This is a genomic window from Arthrobacter sp. MW3 TE3886 (assembly GCF_041262145.1).
Classification (GTDB): domain Bacteria; phylum Actinomycetota; class Actinomycetes; order Actinomycetales; family Micrococcaceae; genus Arthrobacter.
Window position 1 is genome coordinate 3407931 of sequence record NZ_JBGCAN010000001.1, and the last position, 16053, is coordinate 3423983.

At 69.7% G+C, this 16053-nt stretch carries 12 protein-coding genes and 1 pseudogene; 3 read left to right on the top strand and 10 right to left on the bottom strand.

Features of this window, described 5'->3' with window-relative positions; genetic code table 11:
* Nucleotides 1-4: 4 nt before the first annotated feature.
* Nucleotides 5-832, top strand: coding sequence for an alpha/beta fold hydrolase (locus tag ABH915_RS15470; protein WP_370122905.1), 828 nt, complete (start codon nucleotides 5-7; stop codon nucleotides 830-832).
* Nucleotides 833-919: 87 nt separating this feature from the next.
* On the opposite strand, the gene ABH915_RS15475 is transcribed toward ABH915_RS15470, so the two are convergent.
* From ABH915_RS15475 to ABH915_RS15485, 3 genes are all read right to left on the bottom strand, one after another.
* A complete protein-coding gene (locus ABH915_RS15475) occupies nucleotides 920-2254 on the bottom strand; it encodes an MFS transporter (protein WP_370122908.1) in 1335 nt (444 codons plus the stop codon).
* 167 nt (nucleotides 2255-2421) lie between these two features.
* Entirely contained in the window at nucleotides 2422-3876 is a 1455-nt protein-coding gene (gene hpaB, locus ABH915_RS15480; protein WP_370122910.1) for a 4-hydroxyphenylacetate 3-monooxygenase, oxygenase component, read from the bottom strand.
* A 55-nt stretch (nucleotides 3877-3931) separates the two neighbouring features.
* Entirely contained in the window at nucleotides 3932-4465 is a 534-nt protein-coding gene (locus tag ABH915_RS15485; RefSeq protein WP_370122912.1) for a flavin reductase family protein, read from the bottom strand.
* A gap of 204 nt (nucleotides 4466-4669) precedes the next feature.
* Here ABH915_RS15485 and ABH915_RS15490 point away from each other — a divergent pair, with 204 nt between their 5' ends.
* Entirely contained in the window at nucleotides 4670-5386 is a 717-nt protein-coding gene (locus ABH915_RS15490) for an IclR family transcriptional regulator (protein WP_018775746.1), read from the top strand.
* A 106-nt stretch (nucleotides 5387-5492) separates the two neighbouring features.
* On the opposite strand, the pseudogene ABH915_RS15495 reads toward ABH915_RS15490, so the two are convergent.
* From ABH915_RS15495 to ABH915_RS15520, 6 genes and pseudogenes are all read right to left on the bottom strand, one after another.
* Nucleotides 5493-6972: pseudogene (locus ABH915_RS15495) on the bottom strand (MFS transporter).
* Between the two features lie 269 nt (nucleotides 6973-7241).
* Nucleotides 7242-10358, bottom strand: coding sequence for an AAA family ATPase (locus tag ABH915_RS15500; RefSeq protein ID WP_370122916.1), 3117 nt, complete (start codon nucleotides 10356-10358; stop codon nucleotides 7242-7244).
* Nucleotides 10355-11536 carry an exonuclease SbcCD subunit D gene (locus tag ABH915_RS15505; protein WP_370122919.1) on the bottom strand — a complete coding sequence of 394 codons (1182 nt, stop codon included), beginning with the start codon at nucleotides 11534-11536 and terminating at the stop codon, nucleotides 10355-10357. Before ABH915_RS15505 ends, ABH915_RS15500 begins: the two co-directional genes overlap by 4 nt.
* Nucleotides 11537-11618: 82 nt before the next feature.
* Entirely contained in the window at nucleotides 11619-12587 is a 969-nt protein-coding gene (locus tag ABH915_RS15510; protein WP_370122921.1) for an MIP/aquaporin family protein, read from the bottom strand.
* A 165-nt stretch (nucleotides 12588-12752) separates the two neighbouring features.
* Nucleotides 12753-13094, bottom strand: coding sequence for a DUF202 domain-containing protein (locus tag ABH915_RS15515; protein ID WP_370122924.1), 342 nt, complete (start codon nucleotides 13092-13094; stop codon nucleotides 12753-12755).
* Entirely contained in the window at nucleotides 13091-13447 is a 357-nt protein-coding gene (locus tag ABH915_RS15520) for a YidH family protein (protein WP_018775740.1), read from the bottom strand. Before ABH915_RS15520 ends, ABH915_RS15515 begins: the two co-directional genes overlap by 4 nt.
* A gap of 187 nt (nucleotides 13448-13634) precedes the next feature.
* On the opposite strand from ABH915_RS15520, the gene ABH915_RS15525 reads away from it, so the two are divergent.
* A complete protein-coding gene (locus ABH915_RS15525; protein WP_370122927.1) occupies nucleotides 13635-14804 on the top strand; it encodes an ADP-ribosylglycohydrolase family protein in 1170 nt (389 codons plus the stop codon).
* A 658-nt stretch (nucleotides 14805-15462) separates the two neighbouring features.
* On the opposite strand, the gene ABH915_RS15530 is transcribed toward ABH915_RS15525, so the two are convergent.
* Entirely contained in the window at nucleotides 15463-16029 is a 567-nt protein-coding gene (locus ABH915_RS15530; RefSeq protein ID WP_370122930.1) for a DUF4395 domain-containing protein, read from the bottom strand.
* Nucleotides 16030-16053 lie beyond the last annotated feature (24 nt).

Below are 16053 nucleotides of genomic sequence, written 5' to 3' on the forward strand. Positions count from 1 at the left end.
GAGCATGAGCGGCAGACACACCGGCGAACAGCATTCGCACACCGTTGAGGGCACCGACCCCCAGCTGTATGTGCAGGTGCATGAGCCCCAGAACGACGCCGGGCTCCGTCCCGTCCTGCTGCTGCACGGCTTCTCCTCCTCCTCCAAGCTCAACTGGGAGGACAGCGGCTGGCTCACCGCGCTCCTGGAAGCCGGCCGGCGCGTCATCACCGTGGACCTGCCCGGCCACGGCCGCAGCGGCGCCCCGGAGGACATGGACTCCTACTCCCCCAGCCGGATCCGCGCGGACCTGCTGCAGATTGTGTTCGACGCCGGCGCGCGTCCGCTGCGCGACGGGGACCCGTCCAGCGGGCTCGACGTGATCGGCTATTCGCTGGGGTCCCGGCTCGCCTGGGAGTTCGGGGCCACCCAGCACGAGCTGGTGCACCGGATGGTCCTGGGCGGCCCGAACGTCGCCGACCCCCTGGCGGACTTCGACCTGATCGCCGCGCAGCGGTACCTGGCCGACGGCACGCCGATCGCGGACGAGTCGACTGCCGGGCTGCTGAAGATGGCCATGCTGCTGCCCAGCAACAACATCTTCGCGCTGCTGTCCCTGGTCGAGGCGATCAAGACCGAGCCGTACGACCCCGCCGAAGCCGTCCCCCACATGCCGATGCTCCTCGTGGCGGGGGAAAACGACGACCGGGCCGCCTCCATGCCGGAACTCGCCGCCCTCGGCGCCAAGGCCGGCGGCATGGTCGAACAGCTCGTGCTGCCGGGCCGCAACCACACCAACGCCATCACCAGCCGTGCCTTCAAGCAGGGCGCCATCAGCTTCCTGGGCGTCTAGGCTTCCCTTAAAGCAACGCGGGGTCACTTGCGGCCCGTCCGGGGGCTCCGGATGGGCCGTAAGTGACCCCGCGTTGTTTGTGTGTGGCTAGTGGTGGCTACTGACGCCGAGCGGGCGGCCCCTCGTTTCCCCGGCCAGCAGGACGCCGACGGCGGAGATGACGCAGAGGACCATGATGTAGATGCCGATGGAGCCGGTCCAGTGGGTGCCCTGCAGGAGGACTTCCGCGATGGTGGCCGCGAATGCGCCGCCGAGGATGGCGCCGAACGCGTAGCCGATCGAGATCCCCGAGTAGCGAACGTTCGCCGGGAACATCTCGGCGTACATGGCGGACATGGGGCCGTAGGACAGGCCCAGGCCGATCGTCAGGACGAACAGCGCGACGCCGTAGAGCAGGATGTTCTTGGTGTCAATCAGCGCGAACATCGGGATCATCCAGGCGAAGACGATGCCGTAGCCGATCAGGAAGGTCTTGACGCGGCCGATCTTGTCCGAGAGCCAGCCGCCGACCAGGGTGAAGATCAGCCAGCCGAAGGAGGCCAGCGTGGTGGCGAGCAGGATCTGCGGGGTGGGCATCTTCAGAGTCTTGGTGGCGTAGGAGATGAAGAAGGCAATCAGCAGGTAGCCGGCGGCGTTGTTGCCGATGAAGATCATCGTCGAGTAGAGGACGGCCTTCTTGTGCTTGCGGAGCAGCTCGCCCAGGGGCGCCTTGCTTTCTTCCTTGCGGTCCTGCATCTCCTTGAAGACGGGGCTCTCGGCGACCGCCCGGCGGATCAGGTAGCCGACGATGATCAGCACGATGGAGAGCAGGAACGGCACACGCCAGCCCCAGGACGCGAAGTCTTCCTTGGACATGGAGGTGTTGAGGAAGTACAGCAGGCCGGTGGCGAGGATCATGCCAACCGGAACGCCGATCTGCGGGTAGGCGCCGAAGAGGCCGCGCCTGCTCTTGGGAGCGTGCTCCACGGCCATCAGGGCAGCCCCGCCCCATTCACCGCCGGCAGAGAAGCCCTGGATGACGCGGAGCAGGATCAGCAGAATCGGGGCCCAGACGCCGATCTGCGCGTACGTGGGCAGCATGCCGATCAGGGCCGTGGCGGCACCCATCATGATCAGGGTGAAGACCAGCATGGCCTTGCGGCCGAGGCGGTCGCCCAGGTGGCCGGCGACAATCGCGCCGAGCGGGCGGAAGAGGAAGCTGATGCCGATGAGGGCGAAGGACAGGATCTGCGCCAGGCCCGGGTTGGAGGCGTTCAGCGGGGCGAGGAACAGCGGCGACAGCAGCGTTGCGGTCAGCTGGGCAAAAATGAAGAAGTCGTACCACTCGATAGTGGTGCCGACCAGTGTCCCGGCGAGGACCTTGCGTTCCTCGTGTTTGCTGCTGGGACCCGCCTCAGAATCTACGGATGAAGTTACGGTCATTGGAACTCCGTTGCTGGGGGCAGAGGTACTGCCCGGGGTGGGTGCGAAGTGGATAACTGATGCCTCGTGGATTACTGATCGAACGGTCAGTTAGTATCCTGATACTACTATGAAAGATGTGATAAGGCACACATATTTCCGGGAGTGTTTTCCGCGTGTCAGGCGGGTCAGTCGGAGCGGTTGAGCAGCTCTCTGACCCTGGCCCGGACCGGCTCGCGGTCGTAGGTGTTGACCAGGGCGCCGGCCATGCGGACGGGGTCTCCGAAGAAGAAGTACTCGTAGAGCGACTGGCGCCCGGAAAACCCGGAGATCGAGGCGTCGAAGGCCAGCTTGAACAGCCGGACCCGTTCGGGGCCGGTCAGGGTCTTGCCCTGCAGGTACAGCTCGATGTCCTCCCGGGCCTCGCTGTTGACGTCCGCCTCCCCCGGCAGGGCCATGAGGCCCGACGCCGAGAACTTCCGGATGATCTGCGGGAAGCGCTGGGCGATCTTCGGGTACCAGTTGCGGGCAGCGTTCAGGGTGGTCCACTTCGGCAGCATGACGCCGGCGTCGTTGAGCCCGGCGTCGGCCTCGGACGCGCGGACCAGCGCCTTGCCGATTTCGACGTCGATAATCAGTTCGGCGATGTCCTCCTGGATGTGCTGGAATCCGTCGATGCCGATCGATTCGGCCAGCTCCGAGGCCAGTCCCAGGAAGAACTCGCTCTTGGCGACGGTGCGGGTGACCACCTGATGGGTCATGAGCGCGCCGGCGCCGGTCTCGGTATAGAAGGTGTTGCACAGTTGCGGGTGGCCGAGCATGAAGATGCGCTCGTTGGGCACGAAGACGTGGTCGAAAACCGCGACGGCGTCCATTTCCTCGTAGCGGGAGGCCAGCGGCTCGTCGTGGGTGCTCCCGCCGTTGTACAGCGAGGTGCGGCAGAGGTAGCGCAGGCCCGGGGCATCGTTGGGGATGGCGAACGCGTAGGAATAGGGCGCGTCTTCCGGCGTGCCCCGCAGGACCGTGGACGGGAAGACGAGCAGTTCGTCGGCGATCGGGGCGATGGTGGCGAGCATGCGCGCGCCCTGGATGACGATCCCGTCCCCGCGCTCCTCCACGATCCGGGCCGAGAGCTGGCCGCCGAGCTGCTCCGAACCGGAGACCGAGCGGTTGACCTGCGGCGGGATGAGGGTGTGCGTGGCGAGGACGTCGTTTTCCCGGGCCCACTCGTAGTAGTTGCGGATGTTGTCGCCGAACTTCGGGTCCGCCTGCGCGAACCACTTCCCTGCCGTGCCCAGCGCGGTCAGCGCGGAGTTCATATAGTCCCCGGAGCGGCCAAGGAAGCCGTTGGAGGACTCGGCCCAGGTGGAGATGGCGCGGCGCCGCCGCTGGAGGTCCTCGATGGACCTCGGCACCAGGAAGGAGGCATTAACCCGGTCCCCGGTGCTGGGTGAGGCGTAGGTGAGCGCGTCCCGGTACTGCGGATCATGCTGCATGTCGAAGAGCTTGGCGTAGGAGCGGGCCACATTGCGGAAGGCCGGGTGCTCGGCGATCTTCTCGCTGACCACCTCGCCGTCGATCACCACGTGCGGGGTCATGGCGTTGAGCTTGTCCAGGTACTGCCGTCCGGTACGGATACCCATGGTCTTCCTCCAGTCGTCGTTGAGCGCAAATGCCGGGAAGGGATGTGGTGCGGCGCTAGAGCAGATCCTCCATGCCAAGCTGGCTTTCCGGGATGGTGGTAAAAGTGCTGTTGGCGAAGGCCAGGGCATCGCCGTTGCGGTAGTTGAAGTCCACCACCTCGCCGACATACAGGGTGTGGTCTCCGCCGTCGTACGCCGCCCAGGGTTTGCATTCGAAATAGGCGAGGACGTTGGACAGCCGCGGCGCGGTCTTCCCTTCCACCCACAGCGGCTCGGGGCCGGGGCGGCCGGCGAAGTGCATGGCCAGGTACCGCTGCTCGGCGCCGAGGATATTCACGGTGAAGGGCCGGCCGGCGAGCTCGTCGTGGGCCCTGGCCGTGCGGGAGATGCTCACCAGCACCAGCGGGGGGTCCATCGAGACCGAAGTGAAGGAGTTCACGGTGATGCCGTGGCGCTTCGTGGCACCGTCGAAGGTCACGATCGCGACGCCGGTGGCAAACCTGCCGAGGCTGCCCCGGAAGTGGTTGGCCCGCGGCGCCGACAGGGGGCCCTGGGCACTCCCGGCGTGGCCGCGCGGCGTGGCAATCATTGTTGATCCCTTGCGTTCGTTGCGTTTTCCCCGGCTGTGGTGTGGGTGTGCTTTCGATCAGCTGTGTTCGATAGTCGAGTTCTGTCATTGTGTTCTATAATCGAACAAACAGTTCCCATATAGAACGCTAGCGGACCGTGAGCCGGAACACAAGGGTTGCCCGGCGGCCCGGCGTCCAGCACCCCCGCCCCTAGGATGGACCCCATGACCCCGAATGCCGGCACCGCCCAGGCTTCCCCGTCCCAGACGCTGTCCCGCGGCATCAGGGCGCTGGAGATCCTCGCCGAGGCCCAGCAGCCGCTGACCATTGCCGAGCTCGCCGATGCCATGGGCGTCCACCGCTCCGTGGCCTACCGGATCCTGCGCACCCTCGAGGACCACTCGCTGCTGGTCCGTGACGACGGCGGCCGCGTCCAGCCCGGCCCGGGCCTCGCGGTCCTGGCCCGCGGGGTCTCCCGGAACCTGCAGTCGGCGGCGTTGCCGGAACTGACCCTGCTGGCCAACACCCTGACCATGAGCGCCTTCGTGGCGGTCTGGGACCGGGAGGAGTGCGTGACGCTGGTGACGGTGGATCCGCGGCACAGCGGCGCCGCGGTGGTGCAGCACCCGGGGTCTCGGCACCCCATCAGCGCAGGGGCGCCGGGCATTGCGATCCAGTCCGCCTTCCCGGAGCAGGACTGGCGGGCCTTGGTCCCGGGCATCCCGTACCGGCCCGAAGCGGCCGAGGCCCGGCGCCGCGGCTTCGCCGCCAGCCATGACGAGGTGATCCCCGGTGTGTCCTCGATTGCGGTGCCGCTGCGCGTGCCGGGCGGCCGGCCGGCCGCCCTCGCCGTCGTCTATATCCGCGCCGCGCAGGATCCGGACGAGGTCGCCGCGGCCCTGACCGAGGCGGCGCGTCGCATCGAGGCGCAGCTGGGCTAAGCGCGTGCGCCGCCGTCGCCCGTTACCTCCGATGCCCTATCGGTAGATGTCCTCCTGGCGCCGTTTTGGGGACCAAAAGTGATAGGGCAACGGCGGGTTAGCGGGGTCAGTCGGCCTGTACCGGCTTCTTCCCGCGTTGCCGCAGTACGACGGCGGCGGCCGTTCCCAGCAGGAACAGCGCCGTGGCGGCGCACACCGGGACCAGGAACGCCGTCGAATACCCGAAGTTCTGCGCCAGCTGTCCGGCGACGGACGATCCGAGTGCGTGTCCAGCGATAATGCCACTGGCAAGGGCCGTCATGACCGTGCCGAGCTTGCCGGCGGGGGCGACTAGTCCTCCGACAGCGAAGACCGTCACCATGAGCGGCCCCACCGGCAGGCCCAGAACCAGCAGCACAAGGACCATGGGCAACGCCGTCGAGGGCAGCAGCAGCAGTGATGCGAAGCCGGCCATGAGGGCCGCGCACGCGATCCAGCGGGCGTTGAGGGTAAACCGCCGGGGCCAGTAGGCAACCGAGAGAGCGGCCGCTGCGGAGCTCAGGCCCATCACGGCGTACAACAACCCCATGAGTTCGGAGGTGGCGAAACTGGCCGAGAAGGAACTCAGGGACGCCTGCGTGGAGCCAAAGAATGTGCCCATGCAGGCCATCGCCAGGACGGGGAGGGCCACGGCGGCGAAGGTCCGGACGCGTTGCGCGACCGGCATGGCGGCGCGGCGCTGCTTCTCGAGGGCCGACACCGCCGAGGTGCGTGCCGGAGTCCGGACCACCGCATGGTGGGTGGGGTGCACGGCGAAGGCCGGAACCAGGGTGATGGTCAGGGCAGCGGCGAGGGCCAGCGGAAGCCAGGGCGCGATGAGGCTGGCAAGGATTCCCACGAGCGCCGGCCCGAGGACGAAGGTTAACTCGTCGGCAGTGCTTTCGTAGGAGAGGGCCGTGTCCAGATCCGTGGCGTCGGATTTGGTCCCGCCCCGGGACGTCAATGCCATCCAGCGGACCCGGGCCAGGGAGCCGACCTGCGGGCAGCTGACTCCGGCCACGAACGCAATCACAAGGGCAGGAACGATGGTTCCGGGAGCTGATCCGCTGGGGATCAGGTAGGCCGCGATGATCAGGACGACGACGGCCACAGCGTTGAGGATTGCGGTAAACAGCAACACGGGTCGCTGGCCGAGCCGATCCGCACTTGCGCCCCAGCACGGGAGCGCCCAGCGCCGAGCCGATGCCGACGGCGCCGGCCACTGCCCCTCCGACAGCGTAAGAGCCGGTGACAGCGGTGGCTAAAGTCAGGGCGCCGACGGTGAGCATGGCCAGCGGCAGGCGGGCGAAGAGCCCCAAGGGGATGAAGCTGCGGCCGGCGAGCATCGGCAGCCGCGCGAAGCGGCCGCCCTTGGCGGGCGCCGGGGCAGGCAGGGCGCCGGTCGAAAGTGCGGAGTCCGGCGGACCGGCGGGCGGCAGAGCGTCGGTCGAAAGTGCGGAGTCCGGCGGACCGGCGGGCGGCAGAGCGTCGGTCGAAAGTGCGGAGTCCGGCGGACCGGCGGGCGGCAGAGCGTCGGTCGAAAGTGGGGCGTCAAGAGTAGACGCCAAGGAAGACGGTGAAGGGTTCATGGTTTCCGGGTTCGTTCAAATAGTGCGCATCGTCCCCCCTCCCGATGCGCGCGACCCGGTAACAGGTCAATGATACCTGATCCCGGAACGCCCGCCCCGGGGACCGGGCCCCGGGCCGGGGCCCAGACCGGCCCCGGAACGGGCTCAGGCCCAGGCCCCCGGGGCGGGCTCAGACCCTGGCCCCCGGGGCGGGCTCAGGCCCAGGCCCCCGGGGCGGGCTCAGACCCTGGCCCCCGGGGCGGGCGGGCTCAGACCCGGGTGTCGTCGCTGATGTGCAGGGTGGAGCCGCTGCGGCCCTTGACCACCTGGAGCTGGGTGCCGATGCGCTGCTTCATTTCGGCGACATGGCTCACGAGCCCCACCACCCGGCCGCCGTCGCGGAGGCCTTCGAGGGCGTCCATGACTTGTTCCAGCGCCTGTTCGTCGAGGCTGCCGAAGCCCTCGTCCACGAAGAGGGTCTCGATGTCCACGCCGCCGGACTCGTGCTGCACGACGTCCGCCAGTCCAAGGGCCAGCGCCAGTGAGGCCATGAAGGACTCGCCGCCGGAGAGGGTGGCGGTGTCCCGGCGCTGGCCGGTCCACTCGTCCACGACTTCCAGGCCAAGGCCGGACTTCGCGCCGCGTGCTGCCTTGGCGTCGGTGTGCTGCAGCGTGTAGCGGCCATCGCTCATGCCGATCAGGCGTTCGGAGGCAGCGACGGCCACCTGCTCGAGCCGGGCGGCGAGGACGTAGCTGTTCAGGCTCATGCGGTAGGTGTTGTCCCCGCCGCCCTTGGCCGCGTCGGCGACGGCGGTGAGCATCGCGGCCCGGTCCCGCGGTTCCCTTCCCGCGGCGGCGAGGTCCGCGTAGTCAGCGGCGATGCGCCCGAGGGTACGAAGCGAGTTTTCCGCCAGCCCGGCCGCAAGCACGGCTCCCCGGGCTTTGCGTTCAGCCGCCGCCGACCCGGCCCTGAGCTCGTCGAGGGCGGCGTCGCTGACGATGTCCCCGGCGGCCCGCTCGGCTGCTGCCAGCGCGAGGTCCTCGCCGGCGAACAGTTCCTGGATCCTGGCGGCTTCATCCTGTCCGGCCCGGATGGCCGTTTCGAGACTTGTTGCCACCGGCGTTGGCAGCAGTGCTTCCCGCGCCGCGGTCTCGGTGCTGAAACCGGCCCCGGGGAGGGCCTCTTCAAGGCGCCGGCGTGCCTCCGCGGTGCGGGCGGCGGCCTGTTCGTGGGCCGACTGCGCGGCGTCGGCGTGCTCCAGGACCGCTGTGGTTGCTGTCAGGGCGGCGATCCGCTGTTCGAGGCTCGCATGGCCGGCGCGCAGCTTGTCCAGGGTGTGCTCGAGGGCCCGTGCCTGCTCGTCGATTTCGGCGATCGTCGATTGCGTCTGCGCGACGCCGGAGGCGGCGTCGGCCTGCGCCCGCTCCGCGTCGGCGATCGCTGCCTCGAGTTCTGCCATCCGGGCCCGGCTGGCAGCAAGGTCCGTGGCAGCGCGGACGGCGTCATCAGCCCGCTCCCGGGCCAAGGCTGCATCCTCACGGGCTTCCCCCGCAGGTGTGTTGCCGCCCTGGGCGGCCAGGACGGCGACGTTCTGTTGGGCCTCGGCGAGCTCGCGCCCAAAGGCAGCGACGGCTTCTTCAGCCGTGTCGCTGGCCAGTTGCGCGGCTTTCTCGGTCTCGGCGACGGCCAGGGCGGAGGCTGCCGCGGGGGCGGGTGCCGGGTGTTCAGGGCTGCCACAGACCGGACATGGAACTCCGGCCAGGAGCTGGGTGGCGAGCTCGGCGGCGGCGTTTGTGAGCCGTTGCTCGCGGAGGTCCAGCCACTGCTGCCTCCGGTCCTGGTGCGCGTTGCGGGCAGCGGCGTGCTGTTCGGCAATTGCCGTGCACTCGGCCTCGGCGGCCAGGAAGCGGCCAACGATGGTCACGAGTTCATCCGCTGCCGTGGCTTCCTTGGTGCGCAACTGGACTTCGGCGGCCAGCTCCTCGAGGGGACGGAGTCCGGCGGACAGGGCCGCCGACTCTGTGCGCAGGGTGTCCAGTGCGGCGGCGCCGGCCAGCCGTCCGGATTCCAGTTCCTGCAACTGCAGGCGCAGCCGGCTGCCGCGGTCAGTGAGCCCGAGGAACCGGGCTTCGTCGGGCAGGCGTTCGGTGAGCACGGCATGCAGGGACCGCAACCGGGCGAGGGTGCTGCGGACGGCCGCGCTGTCCAACTGGACGGCTTTGCCCGCCCGGACGGCGTCGTCGGCAGCGGCGTCGTCGCCAGCGCCGTCGTCGTCGCCTCGGGCGCGGGCGGCGAGGAGGTCCTGCCCGGCGAGCTCCGGGTCTGTGGCGGCCGCGGACCGCAGCTGCCGCGCGGCCTCCAGCAGGGCCGTTCCTGCCAGGTCCTCGGCTGCCGCGGCGCTTTCGACTGCCTGCAACTGGCCGCCGAGCATCTCGGCCTGGCGGTGCAGTCCCAGTGTGACGGCTTTGCCCGCCAGGACGGGGGCGGCGGCGTCGGCTTCAATCCGCCGCTGTTCCGCGGCGGCAAGTTTGGCGTGGCGGTTCGCCCGCGCGTTCGCCGCCTCCAGCAGGGACGCATGATCGGCGGCCTGCTTCTCGGCTGCCGCGGCGTCGCTGCGGCGGCCCTCCGCTGCGGTTGTTGCGGCGTTGTCGAGCCAGGCCAACAGGGCATCCGGCTCGTCCCGGCCGGGGGCGCCGTCGGGGTCGAGTTCGAGCGCCGCGGTTTCGGACTCCGCCTGCGCCAGCAGCAGGTCCAGCTTCGCGTTGAGGTTGGCGACCTCGGCCTTGGCAGTCTGCGCCCGCCGGGACAGTTCCTGTTCCACGGCTTCAAAGCGCTGGGTGCCGAAAAGGCTCTGCAGCAGCTCCAGACGGTCGGACGCCTTGGAGCGCAGGAACGCCGCGAAGTCCCCCTGCGGCAACATGACCACGCGCGTGAACTGGTCCCGGTTCATGCCCAGGACGTCGGCGATCTCCGCTCCGGCCTCATCATTCCGGCCGGATTTCTCCACCCACGCGCCGTCGATGCGTTCGCGCAGCAGCGTGTTGGCCTGCTGGACCGTGAAGCCGTTCCTGCCCCGGGCACTGGGCTTGTCCCACGCGGGCGAGCGGGAGACTTCAAAGTGCCGGCCCTTGGCCGAGAATTCGCAGGTGACGCGCGGCTCGGCGGCGGCCTCCGCGTGGTCGCTGCGCAGCCGCTTGCCGTCCTGCCGGACCCCGGGAACCGATCCGTAGAGGGCGAAACAGATGGCGTCCAGCACGCTGGTCTTGCCCGCGCCGGTGGCGCCGTTCAGCAGGAACAGCCCGTGTGCGCTCAGGCGGTCGAAGTCGATCCGCTCCGTGCCGGCAAACGGGCCGAAGGCGGAAATCTCCAGGCGATGGATCCTCACAGGGACACCCCTTCCAGGCGCACGGCGTCGAGCGCCTCGGCGAGAACGGCTGCCTCGGCGTCGGACGCGGGACGGCCCCGGACGTGGTCGAGGAATCCGCAGCAGACGGAGAGGTCGTCCTCGGCCTCGGCAAGCCGGCTGCTGTAGCTGGCTTTGGGCGCCGCGCCCGGGCCATCGGGATCGAAGCCGAGCACCAGGGTGTCAGGGAACCGTGCCCGCAGGCGGTCCATCGCCAGGGCCGGGCGGGCCTCGTCCGTCAGCGTGATCTGGCAATAGGCGGCCTCGGCCCACGCGAAGTCCTCCGACTCCAGGAGCTCATCCAGCTTCCCGCGGAGCACGGCGAGGGTCCGGGGCGCGTCCCAGAGCACCTCGCGCACGCCGCCGATTCCCTCGGCGTCGACCTCCACGAGCCAGCTGCCCTTCCGGTGCTTCGCTTCCGAGAAGGAGTACGCCAGCGGCGACCCGGAGTAGCGCACCGCCGGGGAGAGCTCCTGCCGGCCGTGCAGGTGGCCCAGTGCCGTGTAGCCAAAACCGTCGAAGAGATCCAGCGGGACTGCGCCGACGCCGCCGATACTCAGATCCCGTTCGCTGTCGGAGCTGATGCCGCCGCTGGCGAAGGTGTGCGCCAGGACCACCGAATGCACGGTCCGTGTCTGGCTCCGGTGCCGCACGTCGGCACGGATCCGTTCGGTGGCGGCGCGGGTGACCTCGAAGTGGCTCGCGGTCTCGACGCCCAGCTGCTCGGCGACCAGCCGGGGCTCCAGCCAGGGGATCCCGTAAATGGCGAGCACCGGTGCTGCCTCGTTCCCGGCATCGTCCCCGAGCGGAAAGAGCACGGGAACGTCCAGTTCGTTCAGCCGTGTGCGCAAATGCACTCCCCCGCGCTCAAGCAGCCGCGAGGCAAACCCCAGCCTGATGGCGGAGTCGTGGTTGCCGCTGGTCAGCACGACTTCGGCGCCGGCCCCGGTGAGGCGCACCAGGGCGTCATCCAGCAGGCCGACGACGTCGACGCCCGGCAGAGCGCGGTCATAGACGTCCCCGGCGATGAGGACGACGTCGACGCTCTCTTCCCGGACAAAGGCCACGAGCTGGTCGATGAAGGCGCGCTGGGCATCCAGCATGCCGACGCCGTGGAAGGACCGGCCCAAGTGCCAGTCGGAGGTGTGCAATAACCGCATATTCCTACGGTATCGGCTGCCACCGACACTCTTGCGCCACCACCCCGGAGGTGTGACGGAGGTTAAAAGTAGTCAGCAGGTGCTACTTCCCACCCTTGCGGTCGAAGAAGCTGCGGGCCTCGTCGTTGCCGGCGGGGGCGGCCGAAGCAGAAGCGGTGGTGGCGGTGACGTCGGCCAGCTCAGCGTCATCGAAGCCGGCGCCATCCACATCGGCGTCCGTGAGCTTTCCGTCGGTCTGGGAAGTGACCGCACCAGTGCCCTGGTCAGTGGTCCGGGCCGCCTGGACACTGGCCTGGACGAAGCCGCGGAAAACCAGCCCGGCGATGGCCGCACCGACCACCGGCGCCACCCAGAACAGCCACAGCTGCCCGAGCGCATCCGGGCCGCTGAAGATGGCCGACGCCGTTGCCCGGGCCGGGTTGAACGGCACATTGCCGAGGGCCTGGCCCAACTGCAGGAGCATCGCCGTCGTCAGGCCGACCGCGAAGGGCGCCGCCGCCCTGGCCGGATTCCTGTGGGCTGTCGTGGCAAGGAAGATGGCCACGAGCAGGGCCGTGCCGAGGACCTCTACGAGCAGGACGCCGGCCATAGGCACCTGGATGATCGAGTGCTCACCGAATCCGGCGGCCACCGTGGCGAACGCGGCCTGCGAGTCGTCGATGGTCGGTACGGTGCGCAGGACGCCGAACAGGGCGACGGCCCCGAGCAAAGCGCCCACAAGCTGCGCGCCGATGTAGGCGGCGGCGTCGGCAAGCCGGATCCGGCCGGCGATGGCGTTGCCCACGGTAACGGCCGGGTTAAAGTGGCCGCCGGAGACGTAGCCCACGGCCAGCATCGCCGCCGTCAGGGCGAGGCCGGCAGCCAGGGCGGCGGGCAGCGGGCTTGACTGCGGGATGGTGAAGAGCGGCACGCCCAGGCCTGCAACCACGACGATCAGGGTCCCCAGGGCCTCGGCGGACAGCCGGGCCACGAGCCCGGGCCGGGGCGTGACATCGCTGGCGGCCGGTGGCTGGACGCCAACGGTCTCGGGGGCTGGCACAAGCAGGGTCATGGTCAGGATTCCTTAGCTGGCGGCGCGCCCAGGGCTGCAGTTGCGGCGTCGCTGGACCGCCGCCGGGTTCGTGGTCCGGGTGCGGCCTCGGCCGCCTGGAGATTGGGTCCGCCAGCAGTCTGCCAGCGCAATCTGGATGTTGGCTGGATTCCGGCTGGGTGCAGTTCAGTGCCCCAGGGCGACCGCGGCCACGGCGCTGGCGGCCAGGACCACGACGGCGGCGGCGGCCCAGCGCAGCAGCGGCGCCGGCGGCGCAGCGTTGGACCGCCGGAGCTCCCGCCCGCGGACCAGCACGCATACACCCAGGACCAGCGTCGCGGCCATGGCGGCCAGGGCGCAGAGGCCAAGGAAATCAATAGGACCCGCAGCCCCGCCCCGGGACCCTGCGAGCGCCCAGCTGCGCCAGACCAACAGGTCCGCCACGATCAGAGCCAGCAGTGTCCGGCGCCAGGCCAGGGACGTCCGCTCGGGCTGCAGCCCGGGGTCCCGGACTGCATCTGGTCTCACCGCGCCACCAGGATGAGGACCGCGAACACCAGTGCCGCAGCCGCGACGCCGATGGTCATCACCAGCATCACCCCGGAGAACGGCAGCTCCCTGTTGTTCCGCATCGCGGCCTCCATGAGCCCCCACCGGTGGTAGGACAGGGCGGCCAGGCCCGCGCCCAGGAACGCGAGGATGACGCACAACACGATCCGCACGGGGCCGGGCGCGATCTCCGGGGCCAGCTGGTCGATCGCAAGGGCTCCGGCAATGAGGGCCAGGGACGTGCGGATCCAGGCCAGGAACGTCCGCTCATTGGCCAGGGAAAACCTGTAGTCGGGGGTGGTCCCGGTCTTCCGCCACGCTGGTTCGCGCATTCGTTTCCTCCGCTGCCCGGCGATGCGGCGCCGGCGGTTGCCTCGTCTGACCGCTGGACGGGTCCTACCAGCACCCTACCGGCCTTCCGCATCCGCCGCCCGCCCCGCCTCAAGTCACACCGGCGCTAAGTCCCCCTGGGGCGGCGGCATTGCCGAGTGCGGTGCAGCGCCGGGTAAATTTGAGGGCATGAGCACCGAGCCCGGGACCAGCCCCGCACCCGCCCCAACACCCGGCCAGCCACACTCCCCTGCCCACGGCTCGCGCATCCACGGCTGCCTGCTGGGCGGCGCGCTCGGCGATTCGCTGGGCTACGCCGTCGAGTTCGACAGCATTTCCGCCATCCGCGCCCGGTTCGGCCCCGCGGGCCTGCAGGATTTTTCCGCGCTCGACGCCGGCAGCCCCTTTTCGGACGACACGCAAATGACGCTGTACACCGCCGACGGCCTCCTCGAGGCGCTGGAGTGGGCCAACGACGGCGTGGCGGCGGACATCAACGCGTGCCTGTGGCTCGCGTACCTGCGCTGGCTCGGCACCCAGGGCGTCGCCGTGCCGGCGTCGGCCCCGTTCCAGCCGCCGCGCTGGATCGATGCCCAGGATGTCCTGAAGAGCCGGCGCTCACCCGGCAACGCGTGCCTGAGCGGACTGGCCACGGGCGAGATGGGCACCGTGAAGCGGCCGGTCAATCCGGATTCGAAGGGCTGCGGCACCGTGATGAGGTCGGCGCCGTTCGGCCTGATCCCCCACCTCGAAGCGGAAACGGTCTATAAGCTCAGTGCCGATGCCGCGTCCCTGACCCACGGGCACCCGGCGGCACGGCAGAGCGCCGGAGTTTTCAGCCTGCTCATCCATGCCCTGTCCTCCGGCCACGGGCTCCGCGAGGCGGCGGAGGCGGCCCTCGGGCAGCTGCTCGGCGGCGTCCTGCGCAAGGGCGAAAATCCCGATCCGGATGTGGTGGCGCGGCTGGAGGCGGCCCTGCGGTTGGCCGGAGACGTGCCCGGCGGCGGAGACGTGCTCAGCCCCGAGGACCTGGTGGGCGAACTCGGCGAGGGGTGGGTGGCCGAGGAAGCCCTCGCCGTCGCCCTCTACGCCGTGCTGGCCACCGCCCCGGGATCCGGGACAGGGACTGCGGACGCCGTCCGTGCCGGGGCCGACCCCGCCCAGGCCCATTTCCGTGCCGCAATCGCGGTGGCGGTGAACCACAGCGGGGACAGCGATTCGACGGCGTCGATCGCCGGGAACATCCTGGGCGCGTTCTACGGCGAGCGGTGCCTGCCGGCAGACTGGCTGGCGGCGCTTCAGGCGCCGGAAGTCATCCGGGGCATGGCCTCGAAGCTGGCCACCGTCACCGGCGCATAGCTTCGGCGGGCAACTGTCAGCCGGGCTCCTGTGTGCCAGGCGTCGGGGTGCCGGGCGTCGGGCCTTCGGCATTCGCGCAGCGCAGCAGGCTGCGCTCGGAAGCCGCGGCCCCGGCTTGTCCGCGGGACATGCCGCGTTCCACCCCTCTGCGATGGACATGTCCTTCCCCGGCTACTGCATCCTCAGGACATGCCCAGTCGTGGCCCAGCGCCATGAACATGTCCATCGGCCATTGCCGAGCACCCGACGACATGCCCAGTCGCCCTCGCTGCGAAGGACATGTCCATCCCCGGCCGCGGCATCCTCAGGACATGCCCATCCCCGGACACGGGGACTGGACATATTGCCACTATGTCCACCCGTCAGATCCTCGCAAGGACATGACCGCCCCTCCCTGCAACGCACCCCAGGAAATGACCGTCCCTCCCTGCATCGCACCCCAGGACATGCGCGGTGGCCCTCGCTGCGAAGGACATGTCCATCCCCGGCTGCGGCTTCCTCAGGACATGCCCATCCCCGGCTGCGGCATCCTCAGGACATGCCCATCCCCGGACGCGGGGACTGGACATATTGCCACTATGTCCACCCGTCAGAGCCTCCCAAGGACATGTCCGTCACCGGCGCGCACAGCTTCGGCGGAACCCACGCTCCCCGGATCCTAGGCGCCGCGGAGCGAGATGTTGTTGCAGGCTTCGCAGACGTCGGCGGGGATGAGCCCGCGGCGCTGCAGGAAGCCGAAAATGGTGCAGCCGAGGCAGAACCCGGCGAACGCTTCAAGGGACGCGGCGGCTATCAGCACGGCGAGCAGCACCCACGCCGCGGGAGCGAGGCCGGCAGCCAGCAGCACCGCAGCCGCCGTCGACACGGCGGCGCCGATGCCTTGGGCGAACCGCTTGGGCGGACCGGGAACGAGGCGGGTCCGCCCGAGACGGGGCGTCAGGACCTTGACCGAGAGCTGGGCCAGGGGCGAGATCCGGGGGCCAAACAGCACGCGCAGCCAGAACCCGGCCGCGATGACGGCGAGCCCCCAGCCGAAACCGGTCAGCAGGGTCACGGCGGACAGCGCCACCACCAGGGCCGCGGTGATGCGGGCGGCGTACTCGTTCACCGGGTTCGGAAACGCGAACACCCGCCGCCAGTCGATGCCGCGCGTCGACGGCGCTGAGTCCGACGGCGTTGACGCAGCCGGCGCTGTGGAGGCCTGTGCATCCGTGGGTTTGCTCATCCGCCAAGGCTATGGGCGGGCGCG